Source organism: Sphingopyxis sp., assembly GCF_035944815.1.
Taxonomy (GTDB): Bacteria; Pseudomonadota; Alphaproteobacteria; order Sphingomonadales; family Sphingomonadaceae; genus Sphingopyxis.
In genome coordinates this window covers 622713-635351 of the sequence record NZ_DASZAU010000009.1, presented here as the reverse complement: position 1 = coordinate 635351, position 12639 = coordinate 622713, and the positions used below count along the sequence as shown (strand labels likewise).

The following is a 12639-nucleotide window of genomic DNA, read 5'->3' as shown; positions in this document are numbered from 1 at the left end:
GTCAGTCCTCCTCGTCGGCCAATCGCCGCAATCGCGCCGCGACCCGATTGTCGGCGATGATCCGCCGCATCCGCATCAGCACGATAGCCCCGAATAGCAACGAAAAGCCGACAACGGTCAAGCCCAACGGCCACAGTAGCGCCCCGTCGATGCTCGACCCGCGCAGCGTGATGCTCGGTCCCTGATGCAGGCTGTTCCACCACACGACGCTGCGGTTGATGATCGGGATATTGATCGCGCCGACCAGTGCATAGATCGCAGCGCCGCGCGACAGCGACCCGCCCTGCCTTTGCCCGTCGTCGCCGCTCGTCAACGCGATGAAGCCCGCGTAGAGGAACAGCAGGACGAGCATCGAGGTCATCCGGCCGTCCCATTCCCACCAGGTTCCCCAGGTCGGGCGCCCCCAGATCGATCCGGTCGCAAGGCAGAGCGCAGTAAACAGCATCCCCGGCACCGCGATCGCGCGCGCCGCGATGCCCGACAGCGGATGGCGCCAGACGAGCTGGATAAGGCCCGCGATCGCGAGCGAGGTCCAGCCGCCCATGCCGAGCCAGGCCGACGGGACGTGAACGTACAGGATTCGCGCAGTTTCGCCCTGCTTGTAATCGCCGGGAACCATCGTCAATCCAGCGAAAGCGCCCGCGAGCACGAGCAACAGCCCGACGCCGAGCAACCACGGCGTCAGCGGCTTGGCGATCGCAAGAAAGCGCGTGGGATTGGCGTAGGCGTGCATCGCGCGCCGAGCCTTAAGCCAGCACGCGGCGGCGGTCCAGCCAATTGCACCCGCCACCCGCAACTTTGGTATCGATACCGTACAAATTTGGAAATTAAATTACTTAGTAATGCAATCAATAGCGTCATAATTGCAACAATCTGCAAAAAAAGGAAATAATCTGTGCGAATTGCGCTGGCATCGCGGCCATCCGCGTGGAAGCCTCGCTTCGTCAACAACAAGGACAGGGGCCGCCATATGTATAAACCCGCTCAAATCTCCTCGCTCGCTCTCGCCGTCGCGCTCGTCGCCGGTGGCTGGAGCGTCCCGACCTTTGCGCAGGAAGGGGCGGCCGAAGCCTCCGACGGCGCGACGATCATCGTCACCGGCACGCGCCGTACCGACCGGACCGTCGCCGACAGCACCGTACCGATCGACGTGATCTCCAGTGAATCGTTGCAGAATAGCGGCACGACCGAAACCAACCGCCTGCTCAACAATCTCGTCCCCTCGTTCAACTTCCCGCAGCCGTCGCTGACCGACGGCACCGACTCGCTGCGCCCGGCAACGCTGCGCGGCCTCGCCCCCGATCAGGTGCTGGTGCTCGTCAACGGCAAGCGCCGCCACCTTTCCTCGCTGCTCAACCTGAATGGCTCGATCGGCCGCGGATCGGCGGGCGTCGACATGAACGCCATCCCGCCGCTTGCCATCGAACGGATCGAAGTGCTGCGCGACGGCGCGGCGTCGCAATATGGCTCGGACGCCATTGCCGGCGTCATCAATATCCAGCTCAAGAAACGCGAAGGCGGCCGGGCGCAGATCAGCTTCGGCAAATATATTACGATGATGGAAGATGTCTCAGAGGTCGCCAGCGTCGCACCGACGACCGCGGCCGGCGTCGACCCGGCCATCACCTTCACCGGCAAGGACCGCAAGCGCCGCGACGGCGACACCTATACGTTTGCGACCAATGTCGGCCTGCCGATCGGCGAGGGCGGTTATTTCAATTTCACCGCCGAATATAAGGATCGCTCGCCGTCCAATCGCTCGGGGGCCGACATCCGCCGCCAGTATGCCGGGATCGGCGACCCGCGCGAGACGAGCTTCAACCGCTACTCGCACCGCTTCGGCGATGGCGAATCAAAGGATCTCAACTTCTTCTTCAACGGCGGGATGGACGTCGGCACCGACTGGGAACTCTACAGTTTCGGCAGCTATGGCATCCGCGACGCCAACGGCGCGGGCTTCTATCGCCGCGCACTCGATCCCCGCAACGCCGACTGGGCGAATGGCGGCCAGCCCTTCTACCCCGACGGTTTCCTGCCGCTGATCACGAGCCGGATCGAGGATATTGCGATCGCCGGCGGCATTCGCGGCGAAACCGGCGGGTGGAACCTCGACCTTTCGGTCAACTATGGTTCCAACCGCCTCGACTATGGGGTCGAGAATACGTTCAACACCTCGCTCGGCGGGCTTGCCAGTCCGCGCAGGTTCGACGCGGGCGGACTGCGTTCGGGTCAAACCTCGGTAAACTTCGACGCGACGCACGGGATCGACCTCGGCATCGGCGACACGACGCTCGCGCTCGGCGGCGAATGGCGGAACGAAAATTACCGGATCGTCCCCGGTCAGCTGGAAAGCTATGTCGCCGGCCCGTTCACCTTCACCAATGGCGCCGCCCCGGGGGCGCAGGTCTTCCCTGGCTTTTCGCCGACAACCGCGGTCGACAAGTCGCGCGACAGTTTCGCCGGCTATGTCGAACTCGACGCCGATATCAGCGAGATATTCAACATCCAGGCCGCGGGCCGCTACGAACATTTTTCGGACTTCGGCGATACGGTAAACGGCAAGATCGCGGCGCGCATCGAGCCCGTCGAAGGCATCGCGCTACGCGGGTCGATATCGACCGGCTTCCGGGCTCCCGGCATGGCGCAGCAATATTTTTCGACCACCTCGACCAACAATGTGAACGGCACACTGATCGAAATCGGCACCTTCCCCGTCGGATCGCCGATTGCCGTAGCGCTTGGCGCCGAACCGCTGGAACCTGAAAAGTCGGTCAATTTCGGCGGCGGCGTGGCGTTCAACCTGGTGCCGGGGCTCAGCCTGACGGTCGACTACTACCGTATCAAGATCAAGGACCGCATCACGCTGACCGAAAATCTTCAGGGCGCCGACGTGGTTGCGATCCTGCAGGCGGCGGGCGTACCGGGCACCTCGGCCCGCTTCTTCATCAACGGCATCGACACGCGAACGCAGGGGCTCGACATCGTCGGCAGCTACCGCCTGCCCGACTTCGGGGTCGGCAAGGTGACGCTGACCGCCGGCTACAATCTCAACGACACGAAGATCACCGACCGCCGGACGTTCAGCGGTTTCACCGCGCAGCGCCTGTTCGCACGCCCCGAAAGCTTCCGCCTGACCGATGGTCAGCCGTCGAACAAGCTCAACGTCGCGCTCGACTGGGAATCGGGACCGGCGGGGCTGACGCTGCGGGCGAACCGCTATGGCAAGGTGTTCCTGCCGGGCCCCAGCCTCGACATCACCGTGCCCAAGGGCGCGGCGCCGGGAGACGTCACGCTCACCCCCAAATGGGTCGTCGATCTGGAATTGCGTTTCCGTCCGGTCGAACCGGTGCAGCTGGCTATCGGCGCGAACAACCTGCTCGACGAATATCCCGATCGCCTGCCGTTCGGCACGGTGGACGGCTTCAACTTCGGGCTGAACAACAGCTTCCTGCCCTATTCGTCGCAGTCGCCGTTCGGCTTCAGCGGCCGATTCGTCTATGGACGCCTGTCGGTCGACTTCTGACCGGCCGCCATGGGTGAACGGACAAGGCCGGGGGCCAGGGTCAGGACGCTAGGCTTCCGGCCTCGTCCAGATCCAGCTGCCGGTGACGACCGCGGCGATCACCGGGAGCATCACCCACGGCCAGGGCGAAAAGATCGCCGCCAGCACGATGCTGAGCGCAAAGGCGGCGGTCGCGGCGATCTTGCCCTTGCGGCTGATCGCGCCCTTCTCGCGCCACGCGACGATATGATGCCCGAAATGGGGGTGGGTGAGCAGCCAGGTCTCGAGCCGCGGCGACGATCGCGCAAAGCAGAAGGCGGCAAGGATGACGAACGGCACCGTCGGCAGCAACGGCAGGAAAGCGCCGATCGCGCCGAGTCCCAGCGAAGCCCAGCCTGCGACCAGATAAAAATGCCGTTTCATCGATGGCTGGCTTAGCGGAATTCGCATCCCGCGCCAGCCCTCGAAGATATCAGCCGCGCCCGATCAGCTTCTGCGCCATCCGGTCGGCGACGACCGACGCGGGCGTGCCGCTCGCTTTGCTCTCGGCCCAGATTTCGGCAAGGCGGCCGGGAATCTGGCGAATGCGGCTTTCGACTTCCTCGCGGCTGCTCTGCCCGAGATATTCGAGCGCGACGTTGATGATACCGCCCGCGTTGATCACATAATCGGGGGCATAGACGATACCGCGATCATGGACGCGCTGGCCGTCGGCCGCGGTCGCGAGCTGGTTGTTCGCGCCGCCGGCGACGATCGGGACGTTGAGCCTGGCGATGCTCTCTTCGGTCAGGATCGCGCCGAGCGCATTGGGGCTCAGCACATCGGCCTCGATCTCCATGATCGCCGCCGAATCGGCGAGCTCGGCACCCAGTTCGTCGGCGAGCGCCTTCGCGCGCGTCAGATTGACGTCGGCGAGCGTCAGGATCGCGCCATCGGCGGCCAAACGCCGCGCGACGCCGCCGCCGACGCTGCCCACGCCCTGGATCGCGACGCGCACGCCTTTTGCGCTATCGGTGCCGAGTCCCTGCCTGATAGCGGCGAGGATGCCCAGATAGACGCCGAGCGCGGTCTGCGGGCCCGGATCGCCGCCGACCTCGTCGCCCGCGACGGGCAAGCCGCTGACATGTTTGGTCTGGTGCGAAATCGCGACGATGTCGGCGACCGACATGCCGACATCTTCGGCGGTCACATAGGCACCACCCAGCGAATCGACCGCACGGCCGAATGCCGCGAGCAATTCGGGGGTCTTGACGCCATTCTCGTCGGCGAGGATCACGCCCTTGGCGCCGCCCATCGGCAGGCCCGCCATCGCATTTTTGTAGCTCATGCCGCGCGACAGGCGCAGCGCGTCGGTGATCGCCGCGGCGCGCTGCGGATAATGCCAATAGCGGACGCCGCCCGCGCCGGGGCCGAGGTGCGTCGAGTGGACGGCAATGACCGCCGTCAGCCCGCTCTTCCGGTCGCGGAACATGTGGACATGCTCATGATCGTCGAAATCGGCGAAATCCCAGACAGCGGACATATTTCATCCTCACGTTAAAAAATTACGTGGGCGAGCAATAATGCAACGGGCGCAGCGAGTCACCCCAAAAGCGTCTATGCGCAATGATAGAGAAAATGGGGCGACCAACGGGGCTCGAACCCGCGACCTCCGGTACCACAAACCGGCGCTCTAACCAACTGAGCTATGGTCGCCACATGTCCGGCGAAACCGCCTGCGACAGCGCGCGGCGATAGGCGCGCCCTCCCCCTTCGTCAAGCATTGTTCGCGCGTGCAGACGCCACTAAAAGCGCGCCATGGCTGGTAACGAACATGTCGACATGGCGACCTCGGGCGCCGACCGCACCGCCGACCGACTCGCTGCCGTCCCCGGCATCCGGCGGGCTCCAACGCCCAAGCTCCAGCAGTTCATGCTGTCCGGCTTTCTCGACACCGACACGTGTGCTGCGCTGATCGCGCAGATCGACCGCGATGTCCGCCCGTCGACGATCGCCGACCCGAACGGCGACGACGCGTTCCGCACCAGCACGACCTGCGATCTCGACCACCGCGACCCGCTGGTGATCGCGGTGAACGATCGTCTCCATGAATTGACCGGCATTCCGCGCGAATATGGCGAGCCGATGCAGGGCCAGCGTTACGACGTCGGACAGGAATTCAAGGCGCACACCGACTATTTCGACCCGCACGGCGCCGATTGGGAAACCTATTGTGCCATCCCCGGGCAGCGCAGCTGGACGCTGATGATCTATCTCAACGAACCGGGTGCCGGCGGCGCAACGCGCTTTCTCGCGACCGGCAAGATGCACCAGCCCGAGGTGGGCAAGCTGCTCGCGTGGAACAATGTGCGGACCGACGGCACCGCGAACCCCGACACACTCCACCACGGAATGAAGGTGCGCAAGGGGCGCAAATATATCATCACCAAATGGTTTCGCGAGCGCCCCTGGCCGTGGGCCGAGGGGGAGCTGGCTTAGGCCAGCCCCCGCCCGCTTTTACTTCACCAGCCGATACTGGAAATTCAGCGTCAGCGTGTTCGCGACCTGACCCGGCTCGACCGGGGTTGCCTTGGCGCCGGCGTCCATCGCCATGTTGCGTACCATCGGCATCGGCGGCTGCGGCCCGAAGCTGCCGCCTTCGCTGATCGACACCAGTTCGACGCCGCGGAAACCGGCAAGGCGGGCATAATCCTGCGCTTTTGCCTCGGCCGATTTGATCGCGGCGCCGCGCGCGCCGACGAGCTGCGCATCGGGATCCTTCATGCCGAACCAGGGACCGTCGACATTGGTGCCGCCCGCGGCAACCAGCGCGTCGAGCAGCGGTCCGATATCGTCGATCTTCGACGTCGTCGCGCGGACGCTGTTCGACACCTGATAGCCAAGGAAGCGCGGCGGCTGGCCCGGCGTCTGATTATTATAGTCATATTGCGGCGACAGGTTGATGCCACTGGTCTGGATATCCTCGGCCTTGATCCCGCGCGCCTTGGCAGCGGCGATCAGCTTGTCCATCGCGGTGGCATTGGCACGCATCGCCTCGACCGCGGTCGGCGCGGTGGTCGTCACGCCGGCGCCGACGGTCGCCTGATCGGGGCGCGAACGCACTTCTTCGCTCACCGCAAAAGTCAGGATCGGTCCCTGCGTCGTTGCTGTCGTCACCGTCGAACCTCCCTGCTGCGCGAGCGCGGGCGTTGCCGCCATCAGCGCCAGTCCGGTTGCCATAACGGCGAACATTTGCTTCGTCATTTCATTCTCCTGTGAACCGGGCTTCCGGTCTTTTCTGATCTCCGCCCCGTAACGCAGACGGAGCAGACCCGTTCCGGCCTTTGCTCCCGTGGCGCTTGCATCAGGCTGAACGTGTGGTAGCGCGCCGTTCATCATGGCAGCACCGATCTTATCTTATGAAGGCCTCGGCCTTGTGCAGGGCAGCGGCTGGCTGTTCGAGGACCTCGACATCTATGTCGGCGAACGCGACCGGCTGGCGCTCATCGGCCGCAACGGCGCTGGCAAGACCACGCTGCTCAAGCTACTCGCGGGCCAGATCGACGCCGACAAGGGCAAGCGCGTGATCGTTCCCGGTACCCATGTCGTGATGCTCGAACAGGAACCCGATTTTCGGCCGTTCGCGACGCTGATGGATTTCGCGGTCGCGGGGACCGACGGCCCAACCGAACATGGGGTCGCCGCGATAGCGGACCAACTCGGCATCGACATGGCCCGCACCGCGTCCAGTGCGTCGGGCGGCGAACGCCGCCGCGCCGCGCTTGCGCGTGCGCTCGCGCAGAATCCCGACGTACTGCTGCTCGACGAGCCGACCAACCATCTCGACCTCGCCGCGATCGACTGGCTCGAAAGCTGGCTTGCGCGCTATACTGGCGCCTTCGTCGTGATCAGCCACGACCGCACCTTCCTCACCCGCCTCACGCGCCAGACGCTGTGGCTCGACCGCGGCAGTATCCGCCGCAAGGAAATCGGCTTCGGCGGTTTCGAGGAATGGAGCGACGCGGTCGCCGCCGAGGAGGCACGCGCGGCACAAAAGCTCGATTCGAAGCTGCGGCTCGAAGCGCACTGGCTCGAACGGGGGGTCACCGCGCGCCGCAAGCGCAATCAGGGCCGGCTCGAGAAGCTCAAGGAAATGCGCGCAACGCGTGCCGCGATGATCGGCGGCCCCGGCGTCGCGAAGCTCGGCCTCGCTAACGACGACGTCCGCTCGAAATCGGTGATCGTCGCCGAGCGCGTGTCGAAAAGCTTCGGCGACCGCACGATCATCAAAAATCTCGATTTCCGCGTCCAGCGCGGCGACCGCATCGGCATCGTCGGCGCGAACGGCGCGGGCAAATCGACCCTGCTCAAGCTGCTCACCGGCGAGATCCAGCCCGACGAAGGCAGCATCACGCTCGCCCCGACGCTCGACGGCATCATCATCGACCAGCAGCGCAGCCTGATGTCGCCCGAAAAGCGCGTCCGCGACATCCTCGCCGACGGCGGCGACTGGGTCGAGGTGCGCGGCGTCAAAAAGCATATCCAGGGCTATCTCAAGGAATTCCTCTTCGATCCCGGCGTCGTCGAGGCGAGCGTCGGCGCGCTGTCGGGCGGCGAACGCTCGCGCCTGCTGCTTGCGCGCGAGTTCGCCCGCGAATCGAACCTGCTCGTGCTCGACGAGCCGACCAACGACCTCGACTTGGAGACGCTCGACCTCTTGCAAGAGGTCATCGCCGACTATGCCGGCACCGTGCTGCTCGTCAGCCACGACCGCGATTTCCTCGACCGTACGGTCACCGTAACGCTCGGCCTCGACGGGTCGGGCAAGGTCGACATCGTCGCAGGCGGTTATGCCGACTGGGAAGCGAAGCGGGTCAAGCCCAACAGCGCCAAGGCCAAGGCCGCCGGGACCGCCGCCCCGCCCCCGCCCCCGCAAGCGCGCAAGAAGCTCTCCTACAAGGACCAGCGCGACTATGACCTCCTGCCGACCCGGATCGAGGAGATCGAAGGCGAAATGGCGAAGATCGAAACCGAACTCTCCGACGGCACCCTCTTCACGCGCGACAACGCCCGCTTCACCGCGTTGACAGGCAAGCTCGATACACTGCGCGACGAGAAGACGGCGGCGGAAGACCGCTGGCTGGCACTCGCCGAAGAGGTCGAGGGGCTTCAATAGCTCTCCCAACTGCCTTCACCTCCCCGCTGGTTCTCGCCCTGTTCGGAAAGCGCCCGCTCTCTTGCCCCAAATAGATGGGTCAGCCATAAACGACGTGGGGGCATATGACTGGCAAAGCGGAAAGATCGGACCTACACGGATTGGGTGGCTGGCTAGGCTTCCTCGTCTTTATGCTGACCATCATCTCGCCAATTCGCATATTGCTGACAACCGCAGCTGGGCTCAACGTCGAAAGCGCAGTTAAGAGCCAAATCGGGCCAAACTGGCAGATTTACGAAATTCTATCTTGGGTTCTCGCAGCGGCGACAGTCTCATTGACGCTGCTTGTCGCTTGGCGACTGGTATATGTGCAACGCAGGTCGACAGTCGCCATAGCCATCGGCGGGCTGTGGGCCATCGCGATGCTACCGACCTTGATCGACGTTGCCTTCGGTCTCGTGTTGTTCTCCGAGGCTGCCAGAACCTATCTTACGCAATGGCTCATATTGGAACTGCTACGCTCGGCCATCTCGCCCGCCCTATGGTCAGCCTATTTGCTGAGATCGCGGCGTGTAGCCAATACCTATCTCAAGGATGTTTCGGAGACCGAGCGCATCTTCGGCTAACTCGCTTTACCCCGTCCCGTAAAAGCGCGCCAGCCGGTCGAGCGCCAGCCCCAGCACGAGCTTGCCCGAGCGGGCCGGCCAGCCGAGCCCCTTTTCCGCGCCGCCAATCCCCTCGCCCGCGCAGATCACCCGCCAGCAGATGTCGGCGAGCCCCGGCCCTGCCGCATCGAGCGCGGCATGAAAACGCCGGTGCGCGTCGATGCGCGCCAGCGACGCGTCCGACGCCCGTGCGCCGCCGCGGCTCTTCCCCGGCGGCGCGGCGTCCCAGCGCATCGTGACCCGCGCCGCCAGCCCCGCGCGCTCGTAATCGCTGCGCAACCGCTCGCCCGCCGCCAGTTGCGCGGCCGTGAGCATGCCGCGCGCCGCGAGCCAGGCGATCGGGCTTTCGCCGACATTTACCGTCACATGGCGCATCACCCGCGGCCCCGCCTTGCCCGGGTCGATCCGATCATCGGGGTGAACCTGCGTTTCAAATCGGCGAGCGGCCATGCGATTCTCCTTGCTGCACGCCGGACTTGACACTGGATTATTTTGTAGGAAAGAAGAAACCGATTTGGTTATTCAAGGATCCGCCATGATCAACAGCATCCGTTCCGTCCGCCGCGCCAAGGGCCTGACACTCGAGGAGGTCGGCCAACGCTGCGATCCGCCGACCACGGCGCAGACGATCGGGCGGCTCGAAACCGGCACGCGGACATTGTCGCTCGGCTGGATGAACCGCATCGCCAAGGCGCTCGGCGTCGAGGCCGCCGAACTCGTCCAACTGCCGCAGGATACGCAGCTCACGATCACGGCGTTTCTCGGTGCCGAGGGTGCACAGGCACCCACACGCACCGAACAGGCGCTCACAGCCCGCCCGGGTGAGGATATGGTGGCGGTACGCGTCACCTCGTCGATCGGCGACTATCGCGCCGGCGACGAAATCTGGTGTCGCCGGATCGAAAGCGACTGGGCCGGCGCGCTCAACCGTGACCTCCTCGTGCCGCGCCCGGCCGGCCGCTTCTTCTTTGCCCGCCTGCTCAACGTCGACGGCGAAAAGCTGCACCTGCTCCCGCTCGGCACCGGCCAGCGCCAACAGGTCGTGAGCAACCCGCCGTGGGCCGCCGTCGCCGTCCGTTTGCTCCGCACGCTCTGAATGCCCTCTGCACATCCTTTGCGCGTCCTGTCGATCGCGACGCTCTTTCCCGACGCTGCGCGGCCGAACTTCGGGCTGTTCGTCGAGAAGAGCCTGCGCGCGCTCGCGGCACAGCCCGGAATCGCGCTGACGATCGTCGCGCCCGTCGGACTACCGCCCTTTCCGCTGTCGCTGCACAAGCGTTATCGCGCGCTGCGCGCGCTGCCACGAACCGAGAGCTGGAATGGCCTTACCGTCCTGCGTCCGCGCTTTACGCTGATCCCGCAGATCGGTGCAAAATCGAACCCGGCGAAGGTCGCGCGCGCCGTCCTTGCCGCCATAAAGGGGCGCGAATTCGACATCGTCGATGCGCAATTCTTCTACCCCGACGGTCCCGCGGCGATGCGTGTTGCGGACGCGCTTGGCCTCCCCTTCTCGGCAAAAGCGCGCGGCGCCGATATCAGCCATTTCGGCCATGTTCGGGCAACAAGGGCGCAGGTGATCGAAGCGGGCTTGAAAGCCGCCGGACTGCTCGCCGTTTCCGCGGCGATGCGTGGCGACATGGCCGCCATCGGGATCGATCCGGCAAAAATCGCCGTCCACTATACCGGCATCGACACCGCACGCTTCCATCCCGGCGATCGCACCACAGCGCGCGCGGCGCTCGGCATGGATAGCGCCAAAGCCATCCTGTCTGTCGGCGCGCTGATCCCGCGCAAAGGGCAGGCTCTGGTGATCGAGGCGCTACCAGCGCTGCCCGGCGTGCATTACTGGCTCGCCGGTGCCGGCGAAGCCGAAGGCGCGTATCGCGCCCTCGCAGCAAGGCTCGGCCTTGAGAGCCGCGTTCATTTCATGGGGCCGGTCGCCAATGCCGACCTGCCGGAGCTCTATCGCGCGGCCGATGCGGTCGTAATGCCATCGGTCAGTGAAGGCCTCGCCAACGCATGGGTCGAAGCGCTCGCGTGCGGCACCCCGATCATCATCAGCGACGCGGGCGGCGCCGCCGAACTGGTCACCTCGCCCGTCGCCGGCCGCATCGTCGACCGCACACCGGCCGCCATCGCCGAAGCCGTGCAGGCCCTCTTGGCGGCCGCCCCGTCGCCGGCCGATGTCGCCGCCAGCCTCGGCGGGCGCTTCGATTGGGATCGCAACGGCCTTGAGCTCGCCGCACATCTGCGCCGCTGCGCCGGTCGCTAGGGTCAGGACCCTAGATACGGCAACGCCGGCCCGCTCTAAAAAGCGGACCGGCGTCGACGTTCACAAATTGAACGGCCTCAGACGACCGCGCCGTCGTCCTTCCGCTCGACACGCTCGCCGCCGCCGATCCCGGTCGTCGTGCGCGGGACGAAGCTGTCGGGGCCGACCTTCAGCCACACGAGCACCGGCGTCGACATCAGCACCGACGAATAGCCGCCGATGAACACGCCGAACAGCATCGCCGCGGTGAAACCGAAGATCACGTCGGGGCCGAAGATCAGCAACATGCCCAGCGCCAGCACCATCGCAACCGTGGTCATCACGGTACGCGACAGCGTCTCGTTGATGCTGAGGTTCAGCAGCGGAATGATGTCCATCTTGCGATATTTCTTCAGATTCTCGCGTATTCGGTCATAGACGACGATCGTATCGTTCAGCGAATAGCCGACAATCGTGAGCAGCGCCGCGACGCTGTTCAGGTCGAACTGCATCTGCGTCACCGCGAACAGGCCAAAGGTCAGCGACACTTCGTGGAACAGGCGGCCGAGCGCCCCGACGCCGAACTGCCACTCGAAGCGTATCCAGATGTAAATGGAGATGCCGATGATCGCGAGACCAAGGCTGATCGCGCCGGTCCGGATCAATTCGCCCGACACCTTGCCCGACACGGTCTCGACCGATCCGGTCTTCGCGGTGGGAAAGGCCTTCTGGATACCCGACACCAGTTGCTGCCCGGCGCGCTCGGCGGCGGACTTGTCGCCTTCGGGCAGCGCGGTACGGATCGACACCGCCTTGTCCGATCCGAACTGCTGGATCGTCGCCTCGCCAAGGCCGATCTCACCGACCTTCTCGCGAATTTCGTCGATCGGCGGCATTTCCTGCGTGAATTCCACGCGGACCGACTGGCCGCCGACGAAGTCGACGCCAAGGTTGAGCCCCTTGGTCGCGACCAGCGCGATCGACACGGCCACGAGGAAAAAGCTCATGAACGAGGCCAATTTCCGCCAGCGCAGGAAATCGATATTGGTGTTGTCAGGGACGAGTTTCAGCAAGCGCATCGTTTCGC

12 protein-coding genes and 1 tRNA gene are annotated in these 12639 nt (G+C 64.9%); 6 read left to right on the top strand and 7 right to left on the bottom strand.

Going from position 1 to position 12639, the window contains the following annotated elements:
* Position 1: 1 nt before the first annotated feature.
* On the bottom strand, positions 2 to 733 hold the full coding sequence (ccmC, locus tag VGU00_RS13670) for a heme ABC transporter permease CcmC (RefSeq protein WP_327469846.1): 732 nt from the start codon (positions 731 to 733) through the stop codon (positions 2 to 4).
* 237 nt (positions 734 to 970) lie between these two features.
* Here ccmC and VGU00_RS13665 point away from each other — a divergent pair, with 237 nt between their 5' ends.
* A complete protein-coding gene (locus tag VGU00_RS13665) occupies positions 971 to 3523 on the top strand; it encodes a TonB-dependent receptor (RefSeq protein WP_327469368.1) in 2553 nt (850 codons plus the stop codon).
* A gap of 48 nt (positions 3524 to 3571) precedes the next feature.
* Here the strand turns inward: VGU00_RS13665 and VGU00_RS13660 are convergent, their stop codons facing one another.
* From VGU00_RS13660 to VGU00_RS13650, 3 genes are all read right to left on the bottom strand, one after another.
* Positions 3572 to 3925: a YbaN family protein gene (locus tag VGU00_RS13660; protein ID WP_327469366.1), complete on the bottom strand. Its 354-nt coding sequence runs from the start codon at positions 3923 to 3925 to the stop codon at positions 3572 to 3574.
* Between the two features lie 49 nt (positions 3926 to 3974).
* On the bottom strand, positions 3975 to 5024 hold the full coding sequence (locus VGU00_RS13655; protein ID WP_327469364.1) for a Glu/Leu/Phe/Val family dehydrogenase: 1050 nt from the start codon (positions 5022 to 5024) through the stop codon (positions 3975 to 3977).
* A 96-nt stretch (positions 5025 to 5120) separates the two neighbouring features.
* Positions 5121 to 5197: transfer RNA gene (locus VGU00_RS13650), tRNA-His, on the bottom strand.
* 102 nt (positions 5198 to 5299) lie between these two features.
* On the opposite strand from VGU00_RS13650, the gene VGU00_RS13645 reads away from it, so the two are divergent.
* Complete coding sequence (locus VGU00_RS13645; protein ID WP_327469362.1) at positions 5300 to 5980, top strand: 2OG-Fe(II) oxygenase; 681 nt, start codon at positions 5300 to 5302, stop codon at positions 5978 to 5980.
* Between the two features lie 18 nt (positions 5981 to 5998).
* On the opposite strand, the gene VGU00_RS13640 is transcribed toward VGU00_RS13645, so the two are convergent.
* Positions 5999 to 6745, bottom strand: coding sequence for an SIMPL domain-containing protein (locus VGU00_RS13640; RefSeq protein WP_327469360.1), 747 nt, complete (start codon positions 6743 to 6745; stop codon positions 5999 to 6001).
* Between the two features lie 133 nt (positions 6746 to 6878).
* On the opposite strand from VGU00_RS13640, the gene VGU00_RS13635 reads away from it, so the two are divergent.
* Positions 6879 to 8657 (top strand): ABC-F family ATP-binding cassette domain-containing protein, encoded by a 1779-nt coding sequence (locus VGU00_RS13635; protein ID WP_327469358.1) that lies wholly within the window; start codon positions 6879 to 6881, stop codon positions 8655 to 8657.
* Between the two features lie 104 nt (positions 8658 to 8761).
* The gene (locus VGU00_RS13630; protein ID WP_327469356.1) at positions 8762 to 9262 is read left to right on the top strand and encodes a DUF2569 family protein; all 501 of its coding nucleotides are present in this window, start codon (positions 8762 to 8764) and stop codon (positions 9260 to 9262) included.
* Positions 9263 to 9268: 6 nt separating this feature from the next.
* On the opposite strand, the gene VGU00_RS13625 is transcribed toward VGU00_RS13630, so the two are convergent.
* Entirely contained in the window at positions 9269 to 9751 is a 483-nt protein-coding gene (locus VGU00_RS13625) for a DUF6456 domain-containing protein (RefSeq protein ID WP_414713539.1), read from the bottom strand.
* Between the two features lie 85 nt (positions 9752 to 9836).
* Between VGU00_RS13625 and VGU00_RS13620 the strand changes: the two genes are divergently transcribed.
* Together VGU00_RS13620 and VGU00_RS13615 are read left to right on the top strand one after the other, a co-directional pair.
* Positions 9837 to 10397, top strand: a complete 561-nt coding sequence (locus tag VGU00_RS13620; RefSeq protein WP_327469354.1) for a helix-turn-helix domain-containing protein — start codon at positions 9837 to 9839, stop codon at positions 10395 to 10397.
* Complete coding sequence (locus VGU00_RS13615) at positions 10398 to 11573, top strand: glycosyltransferase (protein ID WP_414713538.1); 1176 nt, start codon at positions 10398 to 10400, stop codon at positions 11571 to 11573. It begins immediately after the preceding gene.
* Positions 11574 to 11650: 77 nt separating this feature from the next.
* Here VGU00_RS13615 and secF read toward each other — a convergent pair whose 3' ends face one another.
* Positions 11651 to 12631: a protein translocase subunit SecF gene (secF, locus tag VGU00_RS13610; protein ID WP_327469350.1), complete on the bottom strand. Its 981-nt coding sequence runs from the start codon at positions 12629 to 12631 to the stop codon at positions 11651 to 11653.
* Positions 12632 to 12639 lie beyond the last annotated feature (8 nt).

Bases quoted from the DNA above. Each gene is read 5' to 3' on its own strand.
- VGU00_RS13620 (WP_327469354.1), top strand. From the start codon at position 9,837: ATGATCAACAGCATCCGTTCCGTCCGCCGCGCCAAGGGCCTGACACTC.
- VGU00_RS13655 (WP_327469364.1), bottom strand. From the start codon at position 5,024: ATGTCCGCTGTCTGGGATTTCGCCGATTTCGACGATCATGAGCATGTC.
- VGU00_RS13615 (WP_414713538.1), top strand. From the start codon at position 10,398: ATGCCCTCTGCACATCCTTTGCGCGTCCTGTCGATCGCGACGCTCTTT.
- VGU00_RS13645 (WP_327469362.1), top strand. From the start codon at position 5,300: ATGGCTGGTAACGAACATGTCGACATGGCGACCTCGGGCGCCGACCGC.
- ccmC (WP_327469846.1), bottom strand. From the start codon at position 733: ATGCACGCCTACGCCAATCCCACGCGCTTTCTTGCGATCGCCAAGCCG.
- VGU00_RS13635 (WP_327469358.1), top strand. From the start codon at position 6,879: ATGGCAGCACCGATCTTATCTTATGAAGGCCTCGGCCTTGTGCAGGGC.
- VGU00_RS13630 (WP_327469356.1), top strand. From the start codon at position 8,762: ATGACTGGCAAAGCGGAAAGATCGGACCTACACGGATTGGGTGGCTGG.
- secF (WP_327469350.1), bottom strand. From the start codon at position 12,631: ATGCGCTTGCTGAAACTCGTCCCTGACAACACCAATATCGATTTCCTG.
- VGU00_RS13625 (WP_414713539.1), bottom strand. From the start codon at position 9,751: ATGGCCGCTCGCCGATTTGAAACGCAGGTTCACCCCGATGATCGGATC.
- VGU00_RS13640 (WP_327469360.1), bottom strand. From the start codon at position 6,745: ATGACGAAGCAAATGTTCGCCGTTATGGCAACCGGACTGGCGCTGATG.
- VGU00_RS13665 (WP_327469368.1), top strand. From the start codon at position 971: ATGTATAAACCCGCTCAAATCTCCTCGCTCGCTCTCGCCGTCGCGCTC.
- VGU00_RS13660 (WP_327469366.1), bottom strand. From the start codon at position 3,925: ATGAAACGGCATTTTTATCTGGTCGCAGGCTGGGCTTCGCTGGGACTC.